The 23320-nt window shown below is 72.1% G+C and carries 23 protein-coding genes and 3 pseudogenes; 14 read left to right on the top strand and 12 right to left on the bottom strand.

Translation table 11 applies throughout. The features are described from left to right. Positions 1-21 precede the first annotated feature (21 nt). The 5 genes from ACIQCJ_RS25835 to ACIQCJ_RS25815 all read left to right on the top strand — a co-directional run bounded on the left by ACIQCJ_RS25835 (position 22) and on the right by ACIQCJ_RS25815 (position 5631). A complete protein-coding gene (locus tag ACIQCJ_RS25835; RefSeq protein WP_402712654.1) occupies positions 22-1635 on the top strand; it encodes a rhodanese-like domain-containing protein in 1614 nt (537 codons plus the stop codon). 90 nt (positions 1636-1725) lie between these two features. Beyond that, positions 1726-2628, top strand: coding sequence for an ABC transporter permease (locus ACIQCJ_RS25830; protein WP_355347516.1), 903 nt, complete (start codon positions 1726-1728; stop codon positions 2626-2628). Then, positions 2612-3394: an ABC transporter ATP-binding protein gene (locus tag ACIQCJ_RS25825; RefSeq protein WP_401858084.1), complete on the top strand. Its 783-nt coding sequence runs from the start codon at positions 2612-2614 to the stop codon at positions 3392-3394. The genes ACIQCJ_RS25830 and ACIQCJ_RS25825 overlap by 17 nt, the downstream gene beginning before the upstream one ends. Before the next feature lie 65 nt (positions 3395-3459). Then, positions 3460-4578 (top strand): ABC transporter substrate-binding protein, encoded by a 1119-nt coding sequence (locus ACIQCJ_RS25820; RefSeq protein ID WP_402712653.1) that lies wholly within the window; start codon positions 3460-3462, stop codon positions 4576-4578. A 48-nt stretch (positions 4579-4626) separates the two neighbouring features. After that, the gene (locus ACIQCJ_RS25815; RefSeq protein WP_402712739.1) at positions 4627-5631 is read left to right on the top strand and encodes an aldo/keto reductase; all 1005 of its coding nucleotides are present in this window, start codon (positions 4627-4629) and stop codon (positions 5629-5631) included. Positions 5632-5727: 96 nt separating this feature from the next. Here ACIQCJ_RS25815 and ACIQCJ_RS25810 read toward each other — a convergent pair whose 3' ends face one another. The 6 genes and pseudogenes from ACIQCJ_RS25810 to ACIQCJ_RS25785 form a co-directional block, all read right to left on the bottom strand. Continuing rightward, the gene (locus ACIQCJ_RS25810) at positions 5728-7053 is read right to left on the bottom strand and encodes an NtaA/DmoA family FMN-dependent monooxygenase (protein WP_355347525.1); all 1326 of its coding nucleotides are present in this window, start codon (positions 7051-7053) and stop codon (positions 5728-5730) included. Positions 7054-7070: 17 nt separating this feature from the next. Further along, the gene (locus tag ACIQCJ_RS25805; RefSeq protein WP_355347528.1) at positions 7071-8402 is read right to left on the bottom strand and encodes an NtaA/DmoA family FMN-dependent monooxygenase; all 1332 of its coding nucleotides are present in this window, start codon (positions 8400-8402) and stop codon (positions 7071-7073) included. Positions 8403-8583: 181 nt separating this feature from the next. Then, positions 8584-9447 carry a DMT family transporter gene (locus ACIQCJ_RS25800; protein WP_355347646.1) on the bottom strand — a complete coding sequence of 288 codons (864 nt, stop codon included), beginning with the start codon at positions 9445-9447 and terminating at the stop codon, positions 8584-8586. Positions 9448-9627: 180 nt separating this feature from the next. Beyond that, complete coding sequence (locus ACIQCJ_RS25795) at positions 9628-11505, bottom strand: chitobiase/beta-hexosaminidase C-terminal domain-containing protein (protein ID WP_391164289.1); 1878 nt, start codon at positions 11503-11505, stop codon at positions 9628-9630. 135 nt (positions 11506-11640) lie between these two features. Then, positions 11641-12009 (bottom strand): annotated as a pseudogene (locus ACIQCJ_RS25790) (hypothetical protein); the annotation flags it as partial. 349 nt (positions 12010-12358) lie between these two features. Beyond that, positions 12359-13213 (bottom strand): alpha/beta fold hydrolase, encoded by an 855-nt coding sequence (locus tag ACIQCJ_RS25785; protein ID WP_402712652.1) that lies wholly within the window; start codon positions 13211-13213, stop codon positions 12359-12361. 101 nt (positions 13214-13314) lie between these two features. Between ACIQCJ_RS25785 and ACIQCJ_RS25780 the strand changes: the two genes are divergently transcribed. Next, complete coding sequence (locus tag ACIQCJ_RS25780) at positions 13315-13737, top strand: winged helix-turn-helix transcriptional regulator (protein ID WP_402712651.1); 423 nt, start codon at positions 13315-13317, stop codon at positions 13735-13737. Positions 13738-13975: 238 nt separating this feature from the next. On the opposite strand, the gene ACIQCJ_RS25775 is transcribed toward ACIQCJ_RS25780, so the two are convergent. Next, a complete protein-coding gene (locus tag ACIQCJ_RS25775) occupies positions 13976-14542 on the bottom strand; it encodes a TetR family transcriptional regulator (protein ID WP_391052431.1) in 567 nt (188 codons plus the stop codon). 109 nt (positions 14543-14651) lie between these two features. On the opposite strand from ACIQCJ_RS25775, the gene ACIQCJ_RS25770 reads away from it, so the two are divergent. Beyond that, positions 14652-15575 carry an NmrA/HSCARG family protein gene (locus tag ACIQCJ_RS25770; RefSeq protein WP_402712650.1) on the top strand — a complete coding sequence of 308 codons (924 nt, stop codon included), beginning with the start codon at positions 14652-14654 and terminating at the stop codon, positions 15573-15575. A 64-nt stretch (positions 15576-15639) separates the two neighbouring features. Here the strand turns inward: ACIQCJ_RS25770 and ACIQCJ_RS25765 are convergent, their stop codons facing one another. Next, positions 15640-15945 carry a hypothetical protein gene (locus tag ACIQCJ_RS25765; RefSeq protein ID WP_402712649.1) on the bottom strand — a complete coding sequence of 102 codons (306 nt, stop codon included), beginning with the start codon at positions 15943-15945 and terminating at the stop codon, positions 15640-15642. On the opposite strand from ACIQCJ_RS25765, the gene ACIQCJ_RS25760 reads away from it, so the two are divergent. Together ACIQCJ_RS25760 and ACIQCJ_RS25755 are read left to right on the top strand one after the other, a co-directional pair. Further along, on the top strand, positions 15944-16204 hold the full coding sequence (locus ACIQCJ_RS25760) for a hypothetical protein (protein ID WP_402712648.1): 261 nt from the start codon (positions 15944-15946) through the stop codon (positions 16202-16204). The two genes, ACIQCJ_RS25765 and ACIQCJ_RS25760, sit on opposite strands and share 2 nt — an antisense overlap. Positions 16205-16284: 80 nt before the next feature. Next, complete coding sequence (locus tag ACIQCJ_RS25755) at positions 16285-16770, top strand: GNAT family N-acetyltransferase (protein WP_355347546.1); 486 nt, start codon at positions 16285-16287, stop codon at positions 16768-16770. Here the strand turns inward: ACIQCJ_RS25755 and ACIQCJ_RS25750 are convergent. Next, positions 16760-17203, bottom strand: coding sequence for a glutaredoxin domain-containing protein (locus tag ACIQCJ_RS25750; RefSeq protein ID WP_355347549.1), 444 nt, complete (start codon positions 17201-17203; stop codon positions 16760-16762). The genes ACIQCJ_RS25755 and ACIQCJ_RS25750 overlap by 11 nt on opposite strands. 183 nt (positions 17204-17386) lie before the next feature. Here ACIQCJ_RS25750 and ACIQCJ_RS25745 point away from each other — a divergent pair, with 183 nt between their 5' ends. Then, entirely contained in the window at positions 17387-17917 is a 531-nt protein-coding gene (locus ACIQCJ_RS25745; protein WP_402712647.1) for a GNAT family N-acetyltransferase, read from the top strand. A gap of 36 nt (positions 17918-17953) precedes the next feature. Here the strand turns inward: ACIQCJ_RS25745 and ACIQCJ_RS25740 are convergent, their stop codons facing one another. Then, the gene (locus ACIQCJ_RS25740) at positions 17954-18448 is read right to left on the bottom strand and encodes a MarR family winged helix-turn-helix transcriptional regulator (protein WP_401314568.1); all 495 of its coding nucleotides are present in this window, start codon (positions 18446-18448) and stop codon (positions 17954-17956) included. A gap of 91 nt (positions 18449-18539) precedes the next feature. Between ACIQCJ_RS25740 and ACIQCJ_RS25735 the strand changes: the two genes are divergently transcribed. The 3 genes from ACIQCJ_RS25735 to ACIQCJ_RS25725 all read left to right on the top strand — a co-directional run bounded on the left by ACIQCJ_RS25735 (position 18540) and on the right by ACIQCJ_RS25725 (position 21556). Further along, a complete protein-coding gene (locus tag ACIQCJ_RS25735) occupies positions 18540-19406 on the top strand; it encodes a haloalkane dehalogenase (RefSeq protein WP_402712646.1) in 867 nt (288 codons plus the stop codon). Positions 19407-19609: 203 nt separating this feature from the next. Next, positions 19610-20503, top strand: coding sequence for a virginiamycin B lyase (locus ACIQCJ_RS25730; RefSeq protein WP_355347561.1), 894 nt, complete (start codon positions 19610-19612; stop codon positions 20501-20503). Between the two features lie 147 nt (positions 20504-20650). Then, entirely contained in the window at positions 20651-21556 is a 906-nt protein-coding gene (locus ACIQCJ_RS25725) for an aminoglycoside phosphotransferase family protein (protein WP_402712738.1), read from the top strand. Between the two features lie 84 nt (positions 21557-21640). Here ACIQCJ_RS25725 and ACIQCJ_RS25720 read toward each other — a convergent pair. Together ACIQCJ_RS25720 and ACIQCJ_RS25715 are read right to left on the bottom strand one after the other, a co-directional pair. Then, positions 21641-21842: pseudogene (locus ACIQCJ_RS25720) on the bottom strand (response regulator); the annotation flags it as partial. Further along, a pseudogene (locus ACIQCJ_RS25715) lies at positions 21830-22015 on the bottom strand (sensor histidine kinase); the annotation flags it as partial. The pseudogenes ACIQCJ_RS25715 and ACIQCJ_RS25720, both read right to left, overlap by 13 nt. Positions 22016-22104: 89 nt before the next feature. On the opposite strand from ACIQCJ_RS25715, the gene ACIQCJ_RS25710 reads away from it, so the two are divergent. Further along, entirely contained in the window at positions 22105-23304 is a 1200-nt protein-coding gene (locus tag ACIQCJ_RS25710) for an anhydro-N-acetylmuramic acid kinase (protein WP_402712645.1), read from the top strand. The last annotated feature ends 16 nt before the right edge of the window (positions 23305-23320 follow it).

Below are 23320 nucleotides of genomic sequence, written 5' to 3'. Positions count from 1 at the left end.
CCAGAGTCCAGGAGAGTTCCCATGACCGAATCCGTGGCCCCCGCCATCGCCGTCGACGAGTTGCGCGCGCTGCTCGACGGCGGCCAGGAGTACGCGCTCGTCGACGTCCGTGAGTCCGGCGTCACGGCGGCGCAGGGGTCGATCCTGCTCGCCGTCTCGATCCCGCTCAGCGTCCTGGAGCTGAAGGTGGGGGCGCTGGTCCCCCGCCGTGACACGCCGGTCGTCGTCTACGACGGCGGCGACGCGGAGCTGGCGGGGCGCGGCGCGGCCCGGCTGCGCGCGCTCGGCTACACCGACGTCCGGGTGCTCGACGGCGGCCTCGCCGCGTGGGCCGCAGCCGGGCACAAGGTCCACAGCGGCGGCGATCACGTCATCGGGCAGGCCTTCGGCGAGTGGATCGAGGAGGTCTACCAGACGCCGCACATCAGCGTGCCGGACTTCCTGAGCCGCCGCGCGGCCGGTGAGGACATCGTGCTGCTGGACAGCCGCCCCATCGGCGAGTTCCGCGACCACAGCCTGCCCGGCGGGACGTCGATACCTGGCGCCGAACTCGTCTACCGCGCGGCCGAGGCGGTGTCGTCGCCCGACACGCTCGTCGTGGTCAACTGCGCCGGGCGCACGCGGAGCATCCTCGGCGCCCAGGTGCTCATCAACGCGGGCCTGCCGAACCGGGTGGTGTCGCTGGAGGGCGGCACCCAGTCCTGGGTGCTGGAGGGGCACGAACTCGACCACGGCGAGACGTCCTCGGTGGCGCCGCCGACCGGCGCGGCGCTGGAGGCGGCGCGGGAGAGCGCGGTCCGCTTCGGCGAGCGCTTCGGGATCGAGCACATCGACGCGGCGGCGCTCGCGGCGTTCGGCAAGGACGACACGCGTTCGCTGTACGTCCTGGACGTGCGCACGCCCGAGGAGTTCGAGGCCGGGCACCTGCCCGGCTCCCTGTCGGCGCCGAGCTGGGATGTCGCGCCGTGGGTGTTCCGGCACGTCGGCACGCACCATTCCCGTGTGGTCCTCGTCGACAACGACGGCGTACGGGCCGCGGTCGCCGCCTCCTGGATCGCCCAGATCGGCTGGGCGCGGGTGTTCGTCCTCGACCGGGCCCTGGAAGGCGTCGACCTGGAGACCGGCCCGGTGCCGCGGCCCGTCCTCGACCCGCCGTCCGGCGGCTTCGAGACGGTCACCGCGCAGGAGCTGGACGGCGCCCCGGCCGACACCCGGCTCGTGCTCGACGTGGCGCCCAGCCCGGAGTACCGCATCGGCCACGTCCCCGGTGCCCGGTTCGCCATCCGCGCCCGCCTCGCCGCGTCGGCGGCCGAGCTGCCCGGCACCGGGCCGGTCGTGCTGACCTCCTCCGACGGGGTGCTCGCGCGCTACGCCGCCGCCGACCTCGCGGCGGCCACCGACCGTCCGGTGCGGGTGCTCGACGGCGGCACGGCGGCGTGGCGCGCGGCCGGTCTGCCCGTGGAGACCGACCGGGCCGAGTGGCTGCACGCCCCGGAGGACGTCGTCGCCTCCGGCTGGCGCGAGAGCGACCCCGAGGACCGCAAGGCCGGATTCCGCCGCTATCTGTCCTGGGAGCTCGGCCTGGTCGCCGAGTTGGCGCAGGACGACACCGTTCCGTTCAAGAAGTTCGCCTGAGGCACTGACCCCCTGTGAGGACACGCTCATGACCGCCATCGCCAGGCCCCTCACCACCCGGCCGGTCGACACCGCCGCCGAGGTGACGCGTTGACCGGCGCCGCTTCCGTCACCGACACCGCGCCCGCGCCGGGTGCGCCGACCGCCACGAGGACTCCGCGGGGCGCGGCGGGGCTCATCGACCTCAGCCCGCGCAACCGCGGGCGCGAGAGCGTGCGCAAGCGGGTCCGCTTCTGGAGCGGCTGGACCCTGCGCGTCGGCGTGCCCGTCGCACTGATCGCCCTCTGGCAGCTCGCGTTGACCTGGGGCTGGACCACCGAGGACGTGCTGCCCTCGCCGAAGACCATCGTCGAGGCGTACCAGTACCTGTGGAACAACGGCTCGCTCCAGGCCGCCGTACCGGTGTCGCTGCGGCGGGCCGGTGAGGGGCTGCTGCTCGGCGGCAGCGCGGGGCTGGTGCTCGGGATCTTCGCCGGTCTGTGGAAGATCGGCGAGGAGATCTTCGACGCCACCCTCCAGATGCTGCGGACGGTGCCGTTCATCGCGCTGGTCCCGCTGTTCGTCACCTGGTTCGGCATCGACGAGCCGTCCAAGCTCGCCCTCATCACCGCGGCGGCGCTGTTCCCGCTCTACCTGAACACGTTCCACGCCGTGAAGGGCGTCGACCAAAAGCTCATCGAGGCGGGCAGGACCTTCGGGCTCAGCGGCTTCCGGATCGCCCGCCGGATCATCTTCCCGACGGCGCTGCCCGGCATCCTCACCGGTCTGCGCTTCGCCTGCTCCTTCTCGCTGCTGTCGCTGGTGCTGGCCGAGCAGGTCAACTCCACCGCCGGGATCGGCTATCTGATCATCAACGCCCAGAACAACCAGCGCCCGGACATCGTCATCGCCGGCATCTGGATCTACGCCGTGCTGGGCATCCTCATCGACTTCGTCATGCGCGGCGTCGAGCGTCTCGTCCTGCCCTGGAGGGCCCGTGTCGGTATCAACTGAATCGCCGGGCGACCTCGCCGCGGACAGCGCGGGATACGCCGTCACCGCGCTGGGGGTCCGACGGGTCTTCGACGGCCGTGCGGTGCTCGACGGGGTCGATCTCCGGCTGCGGAAGGGGGAGTTCGTCGCGCTGCTCGGAGCGTCCGGCACCGGTAAGACGACGTTGCTCCGTATCGTCGGCGGACTCGACACCGCCGACGAGGGAAATGTCGTCGTGCCCCGCGTGCGGTCGACCGTCTTCCAGGAGCCGCGGCTGGTTCCCGCGCAGAAGGTGTGGCGCAATGTCGTGCTCGGCGCGCGGCGTCCGCGAGCCGCGTACGGCAAAGCGCTCGACGCGCTGGCCGAGGTCGGTATCGAGAGCCACGCCAAAGCCTGGCCCCGGACGCTGTCCGGCGGTGAGGCGCAGCGTGTCGCGCTCGCCCGCGCGCTGGTCACCGAGCCCGATCTGCTGCTGCTCGACGAGCCCTTCGCGGCCTTGGACGCGCTGACCCGGATCAAGATGCACGACCTGCTGGCGGCGCTGTGCGCCAAGCACGAGCCCGCCGTCGTCCTGGTCACCCATGACGTGGACGAGGCGATCCTGCTCGCCGACCGTGTCCTGGTCCTCTCGCGCGGTTCGATCGCCCTGGACCAGCGGGTCGAGATCGACAAGCCCCGCCACCGCGACGATCCGCGGTTCCTCGAACTGCGGGCGGCGCTGCTCGACCAGCTCGGCGTGGCCCGCACCGTCGGCGGCGGCGGCGAGGAGGTGGCCGCCGGCCATTGACGGCCCGTCAGATCAGAGCACCACGAACCGTCTTCACCCGACACATCCCGAGGAAGTCATCGCACATGTACAGCACCGGCAAGCACTCCCCCTTCGTCCAGCGCACGTTCACCGCCTTCGCGGCCGTCGCCCTCGCCATGGTCGCCACCGCCTGCGGCGGTTCCGGCGGCGCCTCGACCTCCGCGAAGAACGCGGGTTCCGCGTCGAACGGCGGCTCGACGGGCGGTTCCTCCTCCGCCGCCGCGGTCGACCTGTCCGGCGTCAACCTCACGATCAGCTACCAGACCGCCGACTTCCCCGCGCTGCTGAAGGAGTCGGGCCTGTTCGAGGACACCCCGTACAAGTACAAGGTCCCGATCATCGCGGGCCCGGCGAACCAACTGGCGGCGCTGTACGGCAAGCAGATCGACGTCGGCCAGGTCGGTGAGAACACCGCCGCCTTCGAGGCCGCCAACGCCTCGGCCGACTGGACGAAGACCGGCGCCCCGATCCAGGGCTTCGCGGTGACCTGGACGCCCGACGCGCCCTACCCGGCCGCCGTGTACGTGACGAAGAGCTCCGGTATCACGACGCTCGCCGAGCTGAAGGGCAAGAAGATCGGCTACAACTACGGCGGCAACATCTACGCCGCCTACGTCGTCGCGCTGGAGAAGGGCGGCTTCGGCCCCAAGGACGTCCACGGTGTGCAGTTCCCGAGCAACCAGGCCGCGGCCAACGCCTTCAACGCCGGGCGCCTGGACGCGGTCGTGACCAGCTACAGCAACGTGAAGAAGCCCGTCGACGCCGGAAAGGCGATCAAGATCGCCGACAACGCGACGCTCGGCATCCTCGGCGGCAGCGGCTGGATCGCCAGGACCGAGGTGCTCGACGACCCGGCCAAGCTGGCGGCGCTCAAGGACTTCTACGGCCGGCTGCGGACCTTCTACGAGCAGTGGATTCCCGGTCACGAGACCGCGTACGAGAAGGTCGAGCAGCAGGTCCTCAGCCAGACGCCCGACGTGGCCAAGGTCAACTGGGAGAACGCCCGGCACTCGACCTTCTACAAGATCGGTGACCCGGAGTTCCTGCGGATCCAGCAGGCGACCGTCGAGGCCGCGTACAAGTACGGCGGGCTGAAGACCAATGTCACGTCCAAGCTCGGGTTCAACTACACCACGGCGCTGGACGACGTGACGACCGGCTGACACGGCGCCGCTCCCGAACCACCGGCTGAGGAGTAACCATTGACCGACATCACTCGACGCAGGCTCGGCACCGAGGGGCTGGAGGTCTCGGCCCTCGGCCTGGGCTTCATGAGCTTCGCGCGCTCCACCGACGCCGACGAGCGGCACAGCGCGTCGGCGTTGGTGGGCGAGGCGATCGACCTCGGCATCGACTTCTTCGACACCGCCGACATCTACGGCCCGGCCATCAGTGAGACGCTGCTCGGGCAGGCGGTCAAGGGCCGCCGTGACGGCCTGGTCATCGCCACCAAATTCGGCAACCCGCTCGACCGGGCCACCAACCCCGACGCCCGCCCCATCGACGGCCGTCCGGAGTACGTACGGTCGGCGGTGGAGGGCTCGTTGCGGCGCCTGGGCGTCGACCGCATCGACCTCTACTACCAGCACCGCGTCGATCCGGCGGTGCCGATCGAGGAGACGGTCGGCGCGCTGAAGGAGCTGGTCGAGGCGGGCAAGGTCCGCTGGATCGGTCTGTCGGAGCCGGGTCCGCGGACCCTGCGCCGCGCCCATGCCACACATCCGGTCACCGCGATCCAGAACGAGTGGTCGCTCTTCACCCGCGACATCGAGGCCGAAACGCTTTCCATCGCGCGGGAGTTGGGCATCGGCATCGTGCCGTTCTCGCCGCTGGGCCGCGGGTGGCTGACCGGTCGGCTGCGCAGCCGCGCGGACCTGACGGGCCGTCGGCTGGAGCACCCGCGGTTCGCCGAGGAGGTCTTCGACACGAATGTGAAGTTGGCCGACGAGGTCGTCGCCGTCGCGGCCGAACTCGGCGCCGAGCCCGGTCAGGTGGCCCTCGCCTGGGTGCTCTCGCGGGGTGAGGACGTCGTGCCGATCCCCGGCACCCGGCACGCCGCGTATCTGCGGGAGAACGTCGGCGCGTTCGACGTCACGCTCACACCGGAGCAGGCCGCGCGGCTGGCCGGTATCGCCGAGCGGGTCGAGGGCGACAGGGCGCTGCGGCCCGGCGCCATCGGGGCCGAGGCGCGCCTGCCGGACGCCGGCGGTTCCTGATCCGGCGGCAGCCCGAAGAGCCGCCCGGCGTACCGGCCCCGTGGGATGGGGGTCGGTACGCCGGGCGGCTCCGTCGCGCCGTGCTGCCCTGCGGCCTCAGACCGGGGTGGCCGCCGGGACAGGCAGGCCGAGGTTGCCGCGCAGCGTGCTCGCCTCGTACTCCTTGCGGAAGATCCCGCGCCGCTGGAGCTCCGGCACCAGGTGGTCGACGATGAGGTCGAGGCCGTCGGGGTAGAGGTCGTGGTTCAGGTTGAACCCGTCCGCGGCGCCCTCGGTGAAGTACGCCTCCATCTCGTCGGCGATCTGCTCCGGGGTGCCCACCACCATGCGGTGACCGCCGCCGGCGATGTGCCGGTCGAGCAGGTCGCGCACCGTCAGGTTCTCGTTGCGGGCGGACTGGAGCACGGAGTTGGCGAAGCCGTAGCTGCTCGGCTTCCACTCCGGCGAGTTGATCAGGTCCCAGGGCGGCTGCCGGTCGAGCTCCAGGCTGTCCACCGGCAGGCCGAGCTGCGCCGCCAGCGACGTCAGGGCGTCGGTGGTGTCGGTGCTCAGACCGGCCAGCAGGTCGCGGCGCTCGCGCGCCTCGGCCTCGGTGCTGCCGATGACCGGCCACAGTCCGGGCAGGATCAGAACGTCGTCGGGGTCGCGGCCGTGAACGTCGCGGGCCCGGGCCTTCACCTTGGCGGCGAAGTCCTTGCCCTGCTGGAGGTTGTGCGCGGCGCAGAAGACCGCGTCGGCGTACTTCGCGGCCAGGTCGATGCCCTGCTCCGACGCGCCCGCTTGCAGGACGACGGGGTGGCCCTGCGGCGAACGCGGCACCTGGTACCAGGTCTTGACCCGCAGGTGCTCGCCGACGTGGTCGACCTCCCGCACCTTCGTCAGGTCGGTCAGCTCACCTGACGCCTTGTCACCGACGAGCGCGTCGGGGTCCCATGACTCCCACAGCGCCCTGATCACCGCGATCGCCTCGTCCGCGCGGCCGTAGCGGGCGTCCCGGTCGGGGTGCGCGTCGAGGCCGAACTGGGCCCCGGCGCGCGGCGACTGCGTGGTGACGACGTTGACCGCGGCCCGGCCGCCCGAGACCAGGTCGAGCGAGGAGCCCAGCCGGGCGATGTGGTACGGGTGGCGGTAGGTGGACGACACGGTCGCCACCAGGCCGACGTGCGTGGTGGCGCGGGCGATCGCGGTCAGCACGACGAACGGGTCGATCGCGTTCCACGGCCTGGTGAAGTCCTGCTGGGAGAATCCGAGGGTCTCGGCGAGGAACACCGCGTCCAACAGGCCGCGTTCCGCGGTCCGGCCGAGGTTCTCCCATTCGTCGATGTCGAGGAAGCCGAGCGGGTCGTCGCGCAGGCGCCAGCCCCCCGGTGCTCGGCCCAGCGCGTTGGCGTTGACGTTCAAGTGCAGTCGGCGTGTGCTCACTGGTGGTGGTCTCCTGATCAGGCCGTGCGCGCGGTGGCGCGGCTCGCGTCGGTCACCAGGGGCGGAAGCCCGTAGTGGCCGCGCAGCGTGGTGGACTCGTACTCCCTGCGGAAGATCCCGCGCCGCTGGAGCTCCGGCACCAGGTGGTCGACGACCTGCTCCAGGCCGGAGGGGAAGATGTCGAAGTTGATGTTGAAGCCGTCGGCGGCGCGTTGGGTGAACCAGCTCTCGATCTCGTCGGCGACCTGCTCGGGCGTGCCGACGATCGCGTTCTGCGCGTTCGCGCGGCGTTCGAGGACCTCGCGCACGGTGAGGTCGCCCTGGCGTGCCACGGACAGCACGCCGTTGGCGGCGCCGACGCTGCGCGGGCTCCACCGCGGCGAGTTGATGTAGTCCCAGGGCAGGGCCTTGTCCAGGCTCAGCAGGTCGACGGGGACGCCGAGTTGGACGGCCAGCGCGCGCACTGCGGCGTCGTCCGCCTCCACGGGGCCGACCAGTTCGGCGCGGCGCCGGATCGCCTCTGCCTCGGTGCCGCCGAGGGTGATGTTGAGGCCGGGAAGGACCAGGAGTTCGTCGGGGTCACGCCCGTGGGCGGCGGCGCGGGCCTTCAGCCCGCGGTAGAACTCCTGCCCGGTCGACAGGGTGTTGGAGGCGCAGAACACGGCGTCCGCGTGCTGCGCGGCCAGTTCGATGCCCAGGGGCGACGCTCCGGCCTGGACGATGACCGGCCGCCCCTGCACGGAGCGCGGGAACTGGAACCGCCCCCTGAAGCCCACGTGTTCGCCGTCGAAGTCCACCGTCGGGACCCGGCCGTCGTCCACCAGTTCGCCCGTCGTGGGGTCGGCGACCAGGGCGTCCGGGTCCCAGGAGTCCCACAGCCGCTTGACGGCGTTCAGCACCTCTTCGGCGCGCCCGTACCTGACCTCGCGTGCGGGAAGCGGTCCCCGCCCGTACAGGGCCGCGGCCGCGTCCTCGCCGGAGGTGACGATGTTGACCGCCGCCCGGCCGCCGGAGGCGATGTCGAGCGTCGCGGCGCGGCGCGCGATGTCCCACGGCTGGTAGAAGGTCGCGGACAGGGTCGTCACCAGACCGATGTGGCGGGTGGCGCGGGCCACCGCCGTCTGGAGCATGAACGGGTCGAAGGCGTGCCACGGCTTGCTGAAGTCGGTGGCGCCGAGGTGGTCGGCGAGGAAGACCGCGTCCAGCAGGCCGCGCTCGGCGATCCGCCCGAGCTTCTCCCAGGAGGCGACGTCGAGGAACCAGGTGGGCGGAGAGCTGTGCCGCCAGCTGTTCGGCGGTTTCGCCAGCCCGTTGGCGTTGACGTTGAGGTGCAGGAATCGTTCGGTCACGGCCCCATGCTTGGGCGAACCGCTCCGGGGATGAAGCCGAAGCGGCTACCGGTTCTCTTAAGCTCCCCTTCGCGGTCCGCGCCAGGGCCGGGCCGCTGCCGGGCCGCTGCCGGGCCGCTGCCGGGCCGTTGTCGAGCCGGTGCCGGGCAGATGTCAGGTCGGTGCCGGGCGGCCCGTGCGGTCAGCCCGCCAGTTCCCTGATCAGCGGGACCGCGCGGGAGAGCCGGACGGTGCCGTACGCGATCAGGCCGACGGCCGCCAACTGCGGCACGACCCACCAGCCGGTACGGATGTGCTCGCCGTAGACGGTGATGCCCAGCGCCAGGCTGACGGTGGCGTCGCCGAGGGTGAGGGCGGGCTGCGAGGCGATGATCGGCCCGGACTGGAGGGCGCTCTCCAGCAGGAAGATCGCGGTGACGCCGCACAGCGCGAAGCCGTAGGTCTGCCAGGCGGTCAGGAAGGCGACGCCGCCGTGCGCGGAGAAGGTGTCGGCGGCGGACTTCATCAGCGCCGCGGTGAGCGCGTTGGCCACCGCGGAGGCGGCGCCCAGCAGGGCGGCCCTCGGCGCACCGGAGGGCCGGTGGCGGGCGATGACGACCGCCCAGCCGATGGCGCCCACGCAGAGCAGGACGGCGGGCACCCAGTGCGCCATGGACGCCTGCGCGCCGCCGCCGCCCGGCGCCGCGGCACCCAGGGCGAGCGCCAGACCCGCGACCATGCAGGCGACGCCGCTCCAGCCCGCGCGCGGCAGGGCGCGCCCGAGCAGCGGCACGCTGAAGAGCAGGGCGAGCGGAAGTTCCAGGATGAAGACGGGCTGCGCGAGGGCCAGCGGTCCCGCCACCAGGGCGAGGGCCTGGAAGGCCGCGGCGCCCGCCACTCCGCAGATGCCGAGCAGCCACACCGGCTGCCGGATCATCGCGAGCATCTGACGCGGGCGCATCGCGTCGTTGGGCGGCACGGCGAGCGCGGCCTTGCGCTGGAGGACGGTTCCCACCGCGTTGCTGGCCGCACCGAGCAACGCGAAGAACACACACAGCACCAGCAGGGTCGGCCTCCCGTGACGTAACTCCCCTGGCGCAGCGTAGGCGGCGCGCGGCGCCGACGCACACGCGGGTGGGGGTCACGGGCCTTGCTTCACCCGTTCGCGGGGGCGGCCCGGTGCTCCCGCCTGCGCGGGAGCACCGGGCCGCCGTCACCGTGGGTTCACGGTGAGGGGATCAGCGGGTCAGGGATAGGACACGACATTGCTGGGGGTGGTGTTGGACGCGGTGACCGCTCCGGTGTCGTTGATGACGTGGGTGATGGTGCCCACGCCGCCGAGCGAGACGGTCAGCGCGCTGTGGAATTTCACGCCGGAGGTGTTGGGCACCTCGAACGCGTGGTAGCTGTTCACCGCCGGGTTGACGTTGAAGTAGCAGTAGCTGCCGAGCCCCCACGCCTCATGGGTGGTGACGTTCGCGCCGACCTTGTAGGCGGCGTATCCGTTCTGCCCGTTGGGGTTGACCCAGGCGGCCTGGTTCGGCGGGTCGTACGGCATCTCGTTCTGGAAGAAGATCGTCTTGCCGCCCTGACCGTTCCAGACGACCTCGTACTTCTGGTAGTGCTCGACGAACAGACCGGTCGCAAGCACATTGGCGCCGTTGACGATCAGACCGGTGTCGGCGGTGTTGGACGTCCAGCCGACGCCGCTGCCGTGGTCGGCGCGCCAGGCCCAGATGTGGTCGATGATCGTGTTGGCGCTGTTCACGATGAGGCTGGTGGTGGCCTTGCCCGCGACCTGGCCGCCGATCCGGAAGAAGACGTCCTGGATGGTGGTCGGGTTGGCGGCGTGGCTCGCGGTGGAGCCGGAGGGGCCGACAGTCAGCAGCGCGGCGGAGTTGGTGGTGCCCGCGTCGAAGAGCAGACCCTTGAGGCGTACGCCGTCCACGTCGGCGACCTGCATGGCGTTGACGCCGTTGTCGGGCACGAACGTCGGGTAGCCGATGCCGAGGATGGTGGTGTTGGCCTTGGTCACGTTGAGCGTCTGGTTGAGGTGGTAGACGCCGGGGGTGACGAAGAGGTTGCAGCCCTGGGACAGGGCGGTGTTGATGGTCGCGGCCGTGTCCCCGGCCTTGACCACGTAGAACTGGCTCATCGGCAGCGAGGTGCCGGGGGTGCTGCCGTTGGCCCAGCTCGGTCCGGACGCGTTGGTGCGCAGCGACGGCAGGAAGACCCGGTACTTGCCCGCGCTGTCGACGTACAGGTACGGCACGTCACGGGAGACCGGGGTGGTGGCCAGCGTGGTCTCCGGCGGGTTCGGGAAGGTGTTGGCCGGTGCGCCGTTGACGCCGGAGAAGACCATGTTCCACACGCCGCCCGCCCAGCTCCCGAGGTTGCTGTCGCGGGTGTACCACTGCTGCTGCGAGACGGACGCGGCCTGGCCGCTGACCTTGGTGTCGGCGATGTAGCCGCCGCTGGCGTAGCCGTAGCTGGCCGGGTAGAGCGCGAGCCCGCCGTGCACGTCGATCCGGCGGAAGGGCGCGGCCTGCGCGACGGCCCAACGGTCGGTGCCGCTGGAGGGGTTGATCGCCAGATTCTCCGCAGACCGCCAGAAGTTCTGGGTCGCGTTGCCCGCGTCGGAGGCGTTGAAGGCGTCCACGGTCACGTCACCGTTGATCGTGACGTCGTCGGGGTTCTGGCCGAGACCGGCCACCGAGGTGTAGAAGCCGACGTTGTCGGACACGTTGTACGTGCCCGGCTTGAAGAGCTGCGCGACCCGGTTGTTGCTGAACTGCGCGGTCTGGGTGTCCTTCTGCTGCGCGAACTGCGCGTCGAGCTGCGCCTGGATGGTGGCGCTGGACATCGACGGGTCGTAAATGTGGACGTTCGACCCGAAGTTGGGAGTGTCCGACTGCGTCGGGCAGCTCGCCGAGGTCGAGCCGATGGTGTAACTGGCGGTGGCCACGGCCGAGTTGGTGGACCCGGACTTGATGCCGATCGCCTTGACCGTGGTGCTCGCCGAGATGTTCAGCGGCGCGCTGTAGAGCGTGGAGGAGGCGGTCGGCGTGGAGCCGTCCAGCGTGTAGCGGATGCTCGCGCCCGAGGTGGCGTCGGATATCGTCACGCTCTGCGCCGAGCTGAAGGTGCCGCCCGCCGGGCTGAACGTCGGCGTGGCGACGGTCGTTCCGGTGCCGCCGGTGCCGCCTCCGGTCGTACTCCCGCTGCCCTGGGTGTACGAGAAGTGCGGAGTGTCGTACTGCGGGCCGCTCTTCTCGTACGTGAACCAGTAGTCGAGCACGGTGCCGGTGGTCAGCGAGCTGACGGTCTGGGTCCAGACGCCCGCGTTGTTGGTCATCCGGACGTTCTGCTGATTCGCGCCGTTGACCAGGTAGTGGACGTCGACGTAGGCGGCGGCCGTGGTGGGCTTGAACGTGATCTGCGCCTGCGTGGAGTTCAGTTGGGCGACGCTCTGCGTGTAGTCGGACGCGTCCGCCGAGGCGGTTCCGACGGTCTGGGTGAGGCCGATGATCCCGGCCAGAACGAGGACGAGGGCCCCGAGCAGGGCGACCACGCGTCGCTGCCGACGCGGCGTGCCCTCGGTACGGGCCGGGAGGATGGATCTGCGCATGTGTGGGGGTCCTTTCGCCTGGGTTCGCGAAGTGAACACCAGGGTCAGCGCGGAGATGTGGGGGTGGATCGCGCTCGGCACTGCACATTCAGAGCCAAGGTCCCGCCTTGGCCCTTTGATTCAGTCTCTTGAAAACGCTCTCAATCTGCGGATGGCGGTAATCCCGAATCCGTAAGGCAGTGTCAAGTGGCCATGGCGAGCCGTCAAGCACATGCACCGGATTCACACAGTGAACGATTCGAGTGGGGCGTGCGGGAGGCGTGGGATCCGTGGTGCGCCGCCCAGGTCACGCCTCGTCCGCGGTCATCCCTGCCCCCGCTCACGCCCGCCCCGCTCACGCCCGCCCCGGTCACGCCCTGCCCGCCGCGTCGTCGCGGGCCAGGAACGGGCGCAGGAGCGCGAGCAGGGCGCGCGGCCGGTGCAGCGGGATGATGTGGCCGCAGTCCTCGATGAGGTGTGCGGTGAGATCGTCGGCCAGCGGGCGCAGTTGGCGTGCGAGCACGTCGCCGACCGGCTGGGCGCCCAGGGCCATCGTCGGCACCGTCAGGCGGTGGGCGGCGACCGCCTCACCGATCCTCGCCGCGCTCTCGGGCAGGGCGCGGTAGTACGAGAACGCGCGGCTCAACGCCTCGCGGCCGGTGTACGCGCGCACGAACGCGTCCCGAAGTGCGGGGCGCACTCCCTCACCGAGCGTGCCGGAGCGCAGGAACCAGTCGACGTACTCGGCTTCGTGACCCTCCAGCACGGTCTCGGCGAGGCCGGGCGCCGCGCGGTGGAAGCCGAACCACCACGGCGGTCCGGCGGCGAGGAAGTCCTCGGCGCCGGGCAGCGCGCCCAGCAGGGATTCCATGACGACCAGGCGGCGGACGAGGCCGGGGTGGCGCAGGGCGAGGAGGAAGGCCGCGGGGGCGCCCGCGTCGATGCCCACCACCGCGGCGGACGACACGCCGAGCGCGGCGAGGAGCGCGGCGGCGTCCTCGGCCAGGGTGCCCGCGTCGTAACCGGACGGGGCAGGACCACTCGCGCCGAAGCCGCGCAGGTCGGGCGCGATGACGCGGTAGCGGCCGGACAGATCGGCCATGACGTCCGTCCACACCTCCCAGGTGTGCGGGAAGCCGTGCAGCAGCAGGACGGCGGGACCCGATCCGGCGAGGGCGACGTTCAGTTCGACACCGTTGACGGGCACGCGGCGCAGTTCGGGCATGACGGGACTCCAGGAGTGGTAACCAATGGTGACAAGATCACGCTAGGGAACTAAGCTGGTCCGCCCAAGACGGCACTTTCCCCTCAGGTGGTGAGCCCCAGGTGACCACGTCCGGGCCCGACGCACCGGGCACGTACGGGCCGCGGCCCGGCGACCGCGGTGACCTGCTGGATCCGCGCTGCCCGACCCGCCAACTGCTCGACCGCATCGGCACCAAGTGGACGTCGATGGCGGTCAAGACGCTGGCCGAGCAGGCTCCGGGCGAGGTCCGCTTCGCCGAACTGCGGCGCCGCATCCCCGGCATCTCGCAGAAGATGCTGTCCGCCACCTTGCAGAGCCTGGTCCGCGACGGCCTGGTCACGCGCCGCGTGGAACCGACGGTGCCGCCCGCCGTCCACTACCGCCTCACCGACCTCGGCCTGTCCCTCGAACACCCCCTCGCCGCCCTGCGCGACTGGGCCGAGACCCACATGCCGGAGATCGACCGCAACAACCGGCTCGCCGACGGGCCGTCTCCCGACTAGGGCCTGTCCGGCGGAACATGGGCGGTCCAGGCGGCGACCGGTGCTCCCCCGGACTCCGGCCGGGGGAACCCGCTGAGCGGAAGGCGCCGGGATGCCCGCACAGCGGAGGTATCCGGGTATTCCGGCAACGCGACGGGCGTGCGTGCCAGGCGCCGAAGGGGCCGTTCCCGATCCGCCGGACACGCCCTCGTCGTATTGACCTAGCGCCCGCGCGGACGACGGCGACAGGCGCCGTTGCTCAGCGCTGGGGGCTCAGGCCAGCCACCGACAGGTCGAAGAGTTGGCGGGCGCGGGCGGCCGGGTCGGGGGCGTGCTCCGTGGCCAGGGCGATGCCGACCAGCAGGGTGATCAGGTCGAGGGCGGTGACGTCCTTGGCCACCGCGCCGTCCCGCGCGGCGCGGCGGAGCAGCGGGCCCGCCGCTTCTTCGAGCGTGGCCGAGCAACTGTTGTTGTGCACCGGGTCGACTCCGGCGGCGTTGTAGGACAGCGCGGTGGCCAGGCCGCGGGCGGAGACGCAGTAGGTGAGGACGTCGCCGAGCCACTCCAGCAGCGCGCCGCGGCTCTCGCCTTCGCCGGTCAGCTCGTGGGCGCGGACGCGCAGGGCCTCGATCCGCTCCCGGGAGACCGCCTCCAGCAGCGCTTGGCGGGTGGGGAAGTGCCGCCGCACGGTCGCGGAGCCGACTCCCGCCGTGCGGGCGATCTGTTCCAGCGAGGCGTCGGCGCCGTGGGCGGCGACTTCCTGCTGGGCCACGGCGAGGATGCGCGTGTAGTTGCGCCGGGCGTCTGCGCGCTGGCCATCCGGCATGGCCTACCTCCATGGTTGCCAAGTGGCGGGGTCCGCCATATCGTACCCGGAAGAGAAACGGCGGGCCCCGCCGTTTAGCGTCTCCCCGCACGAGCACCCGAGGAGCATCATGTCCGCACGCCCCGCACCGGTCCTGGTCACCGGCGCCACCGGCCGGCAGGGCGGCGCCACCGCCCGCGCCCTGCTCGCGTCCGGCGTCCCCGTCCGCGCCCTGGTCCGCGATCCGGCCGCCGACCGGGCCAAGGCCGTCGAGGCGCTCGGCGCCGAACTGGTCACCGGCGACCTGCGCGACCGCGGCTCCGTGGTCCGGGCCGCCGAGGGAGTCCGCGCCGTCTTCTCCGTACAGATGCCCGAGATGACGGCGGAGAGCTTCGACTTCGAGGGAGAGGTGACGCAAGGCGTCAACCTCGTCGAGGGCGCGAAGGCCGCAGGAGTGCCGCAGTTCGTGCACACCTCCGTGACCGGCGCCGGTCAGCACACCGAGGCGCCCGGCTGGGCCGAGGGCCGCTGGCATTACATGGAACCCGTCCTGGGCGCCAAGAGCGCGATCCAGGACGCGGTCCGCGCGGCGGGTTTCCCCCACTGGACGCTGCTCAAGCCCGGCTTCTTCATGGAGAACTTCCTTCCGTCCATGGCGTTCCTGTTCCCGCGCGGCATCGAGGGCGGCCTGGTGAGCGTCCTCAGGCCGGACACCCATCTGTCGCTGATCGCGGTGGACGACATCGGCCGCGCCGCGGCGGCGGCCTTCGCCGATCCGGAGCGGTTCGACCGGGTCGAACTGGAGCTGGCGGGCGACTATCTGTCGATGACTCAGATCGCCGACGTCCTCTCGCGGGCCCTGGGCACGCACCTGCCCGCGCCGGACATGACAGAGCAGGAAGCGCTCGCCGCCGGAATGCCGGCCATGGGCGCCTCGCATGAATGGCTCAACGCGGTCGACCAGCCGGGCCGCCCGCAGTACGCGCGGGACCTCGGCATCCCGCTCACCGGCTTCGAGGAGTGGGCGCGGCAGCGCATGGTGGCCGCGGCCTGAACCGCGCCCGCGAGGCGAGCGGGCCCGCACCGCGACCGGCCGGAGCCCGCGGTGAGCCGTCCCCTCAGGCGCCGGGGAGGACGGCCGCGACGACCTTGCGGATCGCGGCGGGTGTCGGCGGCGGTCCGTCGCGGTCGGCGAACAGCAGATGACCGGCGCCGATCAGGGTCGAGGCGAGGGAGTCGACGTCCGCGTCCGGCGCGAGGCGGCCGAGGTCGCGCTCGGCACGGAGGCAGGCGGCGATCATCTCCGTGGCCTGATGCAGCAGGGAGACCGCCGTCGGCATGGACCGGCGCAGGCGGGCGCGCAGGTCGTCCCGGAGCAGGATGCGCTCGGCGGCGTCGAGAAGCTGCTCCCGTACGTCCCGCATGGCCACCCCTGTCGGCACCGCCCGCCCGGTGGAACTCCTCAGCGTCCTCGGCCCGCAGGGCGAGCACTTCCACATCAGGGGCCGCCGCGTCGAGCGGCTGCGGCGGCTGCGTCCTGGTCGCGACCGGCCCACCGACGGGGGCGAAGAACTCGTCCTGCCCAGCCGGAGCGCACGTGCTCCGGCCGTCCGACCCGGCTGGGACGGCACCTGCCGCCGCCTCGTGGCGACCTGTCTGCGAGGCCCGCGGCGTGAGCCGTGACCGACCCCGATGGCCCCGCGCGCCTCGGCCGGCGGAAAACCACAGGCCGCGCGGCGGCCCAACTGCCTATATTCCTGGCCATGCCCCAGATCGAACTGCTCCATCCGGACCACTCCCCCGCGCTGCTCGCCTTCGAGCGGGAGAACCGGGCCTACTTCGCCGCGACGATCCCCGACCGGGGCGACGACTTCTTCGCCCGCTTCGACGACCACCTCCGCGACCGGCTGGCCGAGCAGGAGACCGGCGCCTGCTACTTCCACGTCGTGACCGGTACCGAGGGCGACGTCCTCGGCCGGATCAATCTCGTCGACGTCGCCGACGGCGGCGCCGACCTCGGCTACCGGATCGCCGAACGCGCCGCGGGCCGGGGCCTGGCCACCTGGGCGGTACGGGAACTGTGCCGCACGGCCGCCACCGAGTACGGGCTGACCGTCCTGCGCGCCGGAACCACCCTCGACAACGCGGCCTCCCGAGCCGTACTGGCCCGTACGGGCTTCACCGTCGTCGGCGAGCACCAGTTCTCCGGCCGCCCCGGCCTGACGTACCGCCGCGCCCTCACGCCGTAGCGGACGGGGAGAGCTGTTCGCGCACCCACGCGGGATCGGGGTTGGTGTACGGCCGGCCCGCGACGACGACGGTCGGGACGGTCTCATTGCCCTCGTTGACCGCCCTCACCGCCTCCGCCGCGGCCGGGTCACGCCAGATGTTGACCCAGTGCAACCGGCGGGCCCTGCGGCCGAGTCGGAAGCGCAGGCGCAGGCAGAATTTGCAGCCCGGCCGCCAGTAGACGATCGGCCGGCCGTCGGCGGCGCTGAGGCGCTGCGCCTCGGACGCGCCGATCGACCGGGGGAAGACCAGAGGCGAGTTCAGCCCCGCGAGCAGCACGAAGGCCAGCAGGAAGGTCGCGGCCCGGCCGGGGCTCCCGCCGAGGATCAGCCCGGTCGCGGCGGCCACGCCGCAGAGGACCAGCAGCATCGGCAGGAACCACGCACGCATCATGATCAGGCAGCTTATCGGTGCGGTGAACCGCCTCTCGGGCCAGGCCGCGGCTCGCTCGCGTACCCCCCGGACAACCGGACAACCGGACAACCGGAGTCGGCCTCGCGCGCGACGCGTCGCCTTCGGTCGATGACGCCGGTATTCGGTTTGCCGTCGGCCGACGGGCTCGGATAGGAAACGTGCATGCTCAAGGGGAACAAGGTCGGGCTGAGGGCTCGGCACGCGGATGACATCCCGGTCCTGCGGACCGAGCTCTACAACGACGTGGTCAACGCCGCGCGAGCGGAGGGCGGCCCGTGGCGGCCGGTCTCGCCCGAGTCGAAGGATCCGCGGCTGTTCGTGGACGACAAGGAGGAGGGGCACGTCGCCTTCTCCGTCGTGGAGTTGGACGGCGGCGCCCTGATCGGCACCGCGACGCTCTGGGGTATCGACACCCACAACCGGTCGGCGCACATCGGATTGGGCCTGTTGCCGTCCGCTCGCGGGAAGGGCTACGGGACGGACGTGGTCGCGGCCCTGTGCCAGTACGGCTTCGTCGTGCGCGGCCTGCACCGGTTGCAGATCGAGACGCTGGCGGACAATGACGCGATGCTGCGCTCCGCCGAGCGGAACGGCTTCGTCCGCGAGGGCGTGCTGCGCTCATCCGCGTGGGTGATGGGCGAGTTCCTGGACGAGGTCCTGCTCGGGCTCCTGGCCGCGGACTGGAAGCCGTAGCCAGGGGCCGCTAGAGGGCGCGGGCACGGGCCGGTTTCACATGTGCTGCCCGTGGTGGTCCACGACGGCGGTGAGGAGCCGGGCCAGCTCGGCGCGCTCCGGTTCGGACAGCGGGGCGAGCACCTGGTCCTCCACCTCGGTCAGCAGTCCGTCGAGCTTCAGGAGCCGGCGGCGGCCCGGCCCGGTGAGCGCGATGATGTTCTGCCGACGGTCGGCGGGGTTGGGCGAGCGTTCGAGCAGCCCGCTCTCGGCCAGTTCGTTGACGACCGCGACCATGTCGCTGCGGTAGATGCCCGTACGGCCGCTCAGTTCGGCCTGGCTGGCGGGCCCGAACTCCTCCAGGGTGGCGAGCACCGCGTAGTGCCATTTGCGGGCGCCCTCCCGCGTCAGCTCCTCGTTCACCAGGCGGTCCGAACGGATCGCGGCGAGCGACAGGAGCCGGGTCCGCAGATTCCGCAGCCGCGCCGGAGTGGCCGCGACGGTGGCCTGCGGTGCGGTCGGGGGTGCCGTGTCACGTGCGCCGTTGCTCATGCCGTGATCATACCCTTTGCGTTAGTGCCACTAACGGATTATCTTCGACACGAGATAACCGTTAGTGTGACTAGCGATGCGGAGAAGAGTCATGCCCGTGACGAAGGTGCTCGATTCGACGATGTTTTACGAGGAGACGGGCAGCGGCACTCCCGTCGTCTTCCTGCACGGCAATCCCGGCTCGTCCCACCTGTGGCGCAAGGTGCTGCCAGCGATCGACCTGCCCGCCCGCCTGCTCGCGCCCGACCTGATCGGCATGGGCCGCTCGGGCAAGCCCGACGTGCCGTACCGGTTCGCCGACCACGCGCGCTACGTGGACGCGTGGTTCGACCGGCTGGACCTGGACAAGGTGGTGCTCGTCGGCCACGACTGGGGCGGGGCCCTCGCCTTCGACTGGGCGGCCCACCACCACGACCGGGTCCTGGGTGTGGCCTTCTTCGAGACCATCGTGCGGCCGATGTCCTGGAGCGAACTGGGCGAGGGACCGCGCTCGCGCGCCGAGACCATGCGCGGGCCGCAGGGCGAAGCCCTGGTGCTCGACCGGAACGTCTTCCTGGAGTCGGCCTTCACCGGCGGGGTGCTGCACCCGGTGGGCGAGGACGACCTGCGGGCCTACCGGGCGCCGTACCCGACGCCCGAGAGCCGCCGCCCGATCCTCGCGTGGGCCCGCTCACTGCCGCTGGACGGCGAGCCGGCCGATGTCACCGAGCGCGTCGAGCAGTACGACAAGTGGCTCGCGAGCAGCGATCAGGTCCCCAAACTGCTGCTCACCTTCGACTCCTCGCCCACCTTGCTGATCGGCCCGGAGACGGCGAACTGGTGCGCGGCGAACATCGCGGCCCTGGAGACCCGGCACTGCGGTCCCGCCGGGCACCACGCCCCGGAGGACCAGCCGCTGGCCATCGCGGACGCGATCACCGCGTGGGCGCGGCGGCACGCGGTGGTCACCGGCCGCTGAGCGCGCTGCCCGGCCGTTCCCGCGCCGGGCCCGTACGGGAAATCAGTTGCGCCCGGTGGCCTCGTGTCAGCAGGGTGCGGGGGTGATCGGAACGGGGACCGCACCGGCCACGGACGTCGGTCGAGCCGCGACCGTATCGGCGTCCCCTCCGTATCCGCCAACCGTATGCGCTACCCGCATTCGCTTCCGCAGGAGGATTCGCCGTGCAGCGTTCTGAAAGCCCGGCCGTCACGGAGATCCCCGTGGCGGGCAAGGACGCCGGCCCCTACGGCATCGCGGCAGGACCTGACGGCGCCCTGTGGCTCACCCTCGCGCAGAACGGCAGCGTGGCGCGCCTCACCCTCGACGGCGAATTCAGCGAATTCCCGCTGGACTCGCCCGAGAGCCGCCCCACGGTCATCACTGCGGGCCCGGACGGCGCGCTGTGGTTCACCCTCCATCTGGCGAGCGCGATCGGCCGCGTCGGCACCGACGGCGCACTGCGCTCCTACCGGCTGCCGACGCCCGACAACGGCCCCTTCGGCATCACCACCGGCCCCGACGGCGCGCTGTGGTTCACGCAGATGAACACCGACCGGATCGGCCGGATCACCGTCGAGGGAGAGATCACCGAGTACGCCCTTCCCGTACAGGGCGGCTGTCCCTCGGCGATCACCGAAGGCCCGGACGGGGCGCTGTGGTTCACCCTCAACCAGGCGAACGCGATCGGCCGCGTCACCGTCGAGGGCGCGGTCGACCTGTACCCCCTGCCGACTCCGGGTGCCGCGCCGGTCGGCATCGCCAGTGACGGCGCCGCCTTGTGGTTCGTCGAGATCGCGGCGGGGCAGATCGGCAGGATCACGACGGACGGGCGGATCGAGGAGTTCCCGCTCCCCGACCGTACGGCCAAGCCGCACGCCGTCGTCGCGGCCGGCGTCGGGGACTGCTGGTTCACCGAATGGGGAGCCAACCGCATCGGTCACCGCGCGGCGAGCGGCGAGATCACCGCGTACGACCTGCCGACCGCTACATCGGAGCCGCACGGCATCACCGTGGGTCCGGACGGCGCTGTCTGGGCGGCCCTGGAGGTGGGAGCCGTCGCACGGCTCGCGCCCTGAGGTGAACCGCCGCCTCGGCGGGGCCGGGCGGGTCGTCACCGGGCCCGCGCGGAAAATCCGGTCGGCGGACCGCGCGTCGCCCGCTCGAACAGTCGCGGTCGTCCGAGATCGCCAGCCACATCGATCGCACCGCCTCAAGGAGCCGTCCTGACCACGCAGCACACCCCGGACACCGCGGACTTCCGCCCCGCGATCGCCACCGCGCTGGTACGACGGCTGGTCGACAGACAGTTCCCGCGGTGGGCCGGACTTCCCCTGGAACCGCTCGGCGCGGCCGGTTCCGATCATGTGATCCACCGGCTGGGCCGGGAGTTGTCCGTCCGCCTCCCCCGCCACCGCGGCGCCATCGGCCAGGCCGCGAAGGAGGCGCGGTGGCTGCCCCGGCTCGCCGCGCACCTTCCGCTGGCCGTCCCCGTACCCGTAGCTGTCGGACGGCCCGACCTCGGCTATCCGTGGCCGTGGGCGGTCACCCGGTGGCTGGACGGCGAGGTGGCGACCGTCGAGGGGCTCGGCGAATCGGTGGGTGCGGCGGTCGAGTTGGCGGAGTTCCTGCTGGCCCTTCAGCGATTCGCGCCGCCGGACGCGGTCGCGGACGGGCCAACGGGCCTTGCGGCAAGCCCGTTGGCCGCGCGGGACCGCGCGACCCGGGCCGCCGTCGCGAGGGTCGGCGACACCTTCGACGCGGCGGCGATGACCGGCCTGTGGGACGCGGCGCTGCGCGCCCCCGCGTGGGACCGGCCGCCGGTCTGGGTGCACGGCGACTTCCACACCGGCAATCTGCTGACCGTCGACGGCCGCCTCAGCGCGGTCATCGACTTCGGCGGCCTCGCCCTCGGTGACCCGGCCTGCGATCTGATGGTCGCCTTCACCTTGATGTCGGCCGGGAGCCGGGCCGCCTTCCGCGCCACACTCGGCGTGGACGACGCCACCTGGACACGCGGTCGCGGCTGGGCACTGGCCACCGGCCTGAACGCCTACGTGTCCTACGCCGCCGACGATCCGAGAGTCGCCGCACAGACCACCCGCCAGATCACCCAGGCCCTCACCGGCTAGGTCCCGCACAGGGCCGCCTCGCTACGACCGCAGGGTGGTGTTGTCGTGGCCCTCCGCCATCAGTGCGAGGACTTCGCGTTCGCACGCCGCGCGCAGGCGCTCGTCCCGGAAGCCGGGCGGCATCCGGGACGTCGAGCACGGCGATGGCCGGGCGGTGTTCGAGCAGCGCGGGGAGCGCCTCGGGGCCGGGGCCGACGACGTCGACCACCTCGTGCCCCGAGGAGGTGAGCAGCAGGACAAGACCTTGGCGCAGCAGCGCGTTGTCCTCGGCGATCACCACACGCACGGCAACTCCGCCTGGATGACGGTCGGTCCGCCGACCGGACTGGACGCGGTGACCTCGCCGTCGAGCGCGGCGACCCGGCGGCGTGTGCCGAGCAGACCCGAGCCGCCGTGCTCTCCGCTCGCCGTCCGCTCGTCCACGCCGCCTCGGCCCTCGTGCCGCCGCGCGCGTCGGCCGCGTGACGGCGCGGAACCCCGGGTGAGCGGGGAGGACACGTCCGCTCATACTGGGGCGACCGCAGACCCCGCACTCCTGGAGAAGTCACGTGATCGTCGTCGGTCTCATGTCGGGCACCTCGATGGACGGCCTGGATGTCGCCGTCGGTGAGTTCGGTTTCGACGGGGAGGTGCTGACGCTGCGGCCGCTCGGGGCCGAGGAGTACCCGTGGCCGCCCGAGACGCGGGAGCGGCTGCTCGGGCTGCTGCCGCCGTCCGCTGTCGGACTCGCCGAGGTGTGCGAGGTGGACACGCTGGTGGGGCAGGCGTCCGCGGCGGCGGTCGTCAGGGCGATCGAGCGGTTCTCGGGCGGCCGGGCCGACCTCGTGGCCTCGCACGGCCAGACGGTGTTCCACTGGATCACCGACGGCCGCGCCCTCGGCACCCTGCAACTCGGCCAGCCCGCGTGGATCACCGAGGCGACCGGACTCCCTGTCGTCTCGGACGTACGGGCCCGCGACATCGCGGCGGGCGGCCAGGGCGCGCCGCTCGCCAGCACGCTGGACACGCTGTGGCTCGCGGACGACACGTCGGCCGGTGCCGGGACCGTACCGACCCGCCGGGCCGCGCTGAACCTCGGCGGCATCGCCAATGTGACGGTGGTCGGCGGCCGGGACGAGCCGGTCGTCGCCTTCGACACCGGTCCGGCCAACTGCCTGCTCGACGCCGCCGCCCACCGCGTCACCGGGGGCCGGGCCGGGAGCGACCTCGACGGCCGCCTCGCGCTGGCCGGGACCGTACGCCCGGACCTGCTGGCCCGGCTGCTGGACGAGCCGTACTACCGGCGGGAGGCGCCGAAGTCCACCGGCCGCGAGCTGTTCAGGGCCGACTACGTCGAGCCGCGGTGCGCGGGGCTGCCGCCGCTGTCGGACGAGGATCTGATGGCGACGCTGACGGAGCTGACGGCCGTGACCGTCGCGGACGCCTGCCGCCGGTACGGGCTCACCGAGGTCGTCGCCTCGGGGGGCGGGGTGCGCAATCCGGCGCTGATGGCGGCGCTGCGCGAGCGGCTGAGCCCCGCGGTCCTCGTCACCAGTGACGAGCGCGGGCTGCCCGCGGGCGACAAGGAGGCGTATCTGATGGCGCTGCTGGGCTTCCTCACCTGGCACGGGATTCCCGGTGTGGTCCCCGGCGCGACCGGCTCCGCGACCCCGCGGGTACTGGGCCGGATCACTCCGGGCGACGCGCCGCTCCGGCTGCCGGAACCGGCCCCGAGCCCGCGCCGCCTCGCCGTCCTGCCGCCGGTCTGACCCGTACCGCCTGGCG

Source organism: Streptomyces sp. NPDC093221, assembly GCF_044753885.1.
GTDB lineage: Bacteria > Actinomycetota > Actinomycetes > Streptomycetales > Streptomycetaceae > Actinacidiphila.
Note: the sequence above shows the minus strand (reverse complement) of the source record. Positions and strands in the feature narration are given on the sequence as shown.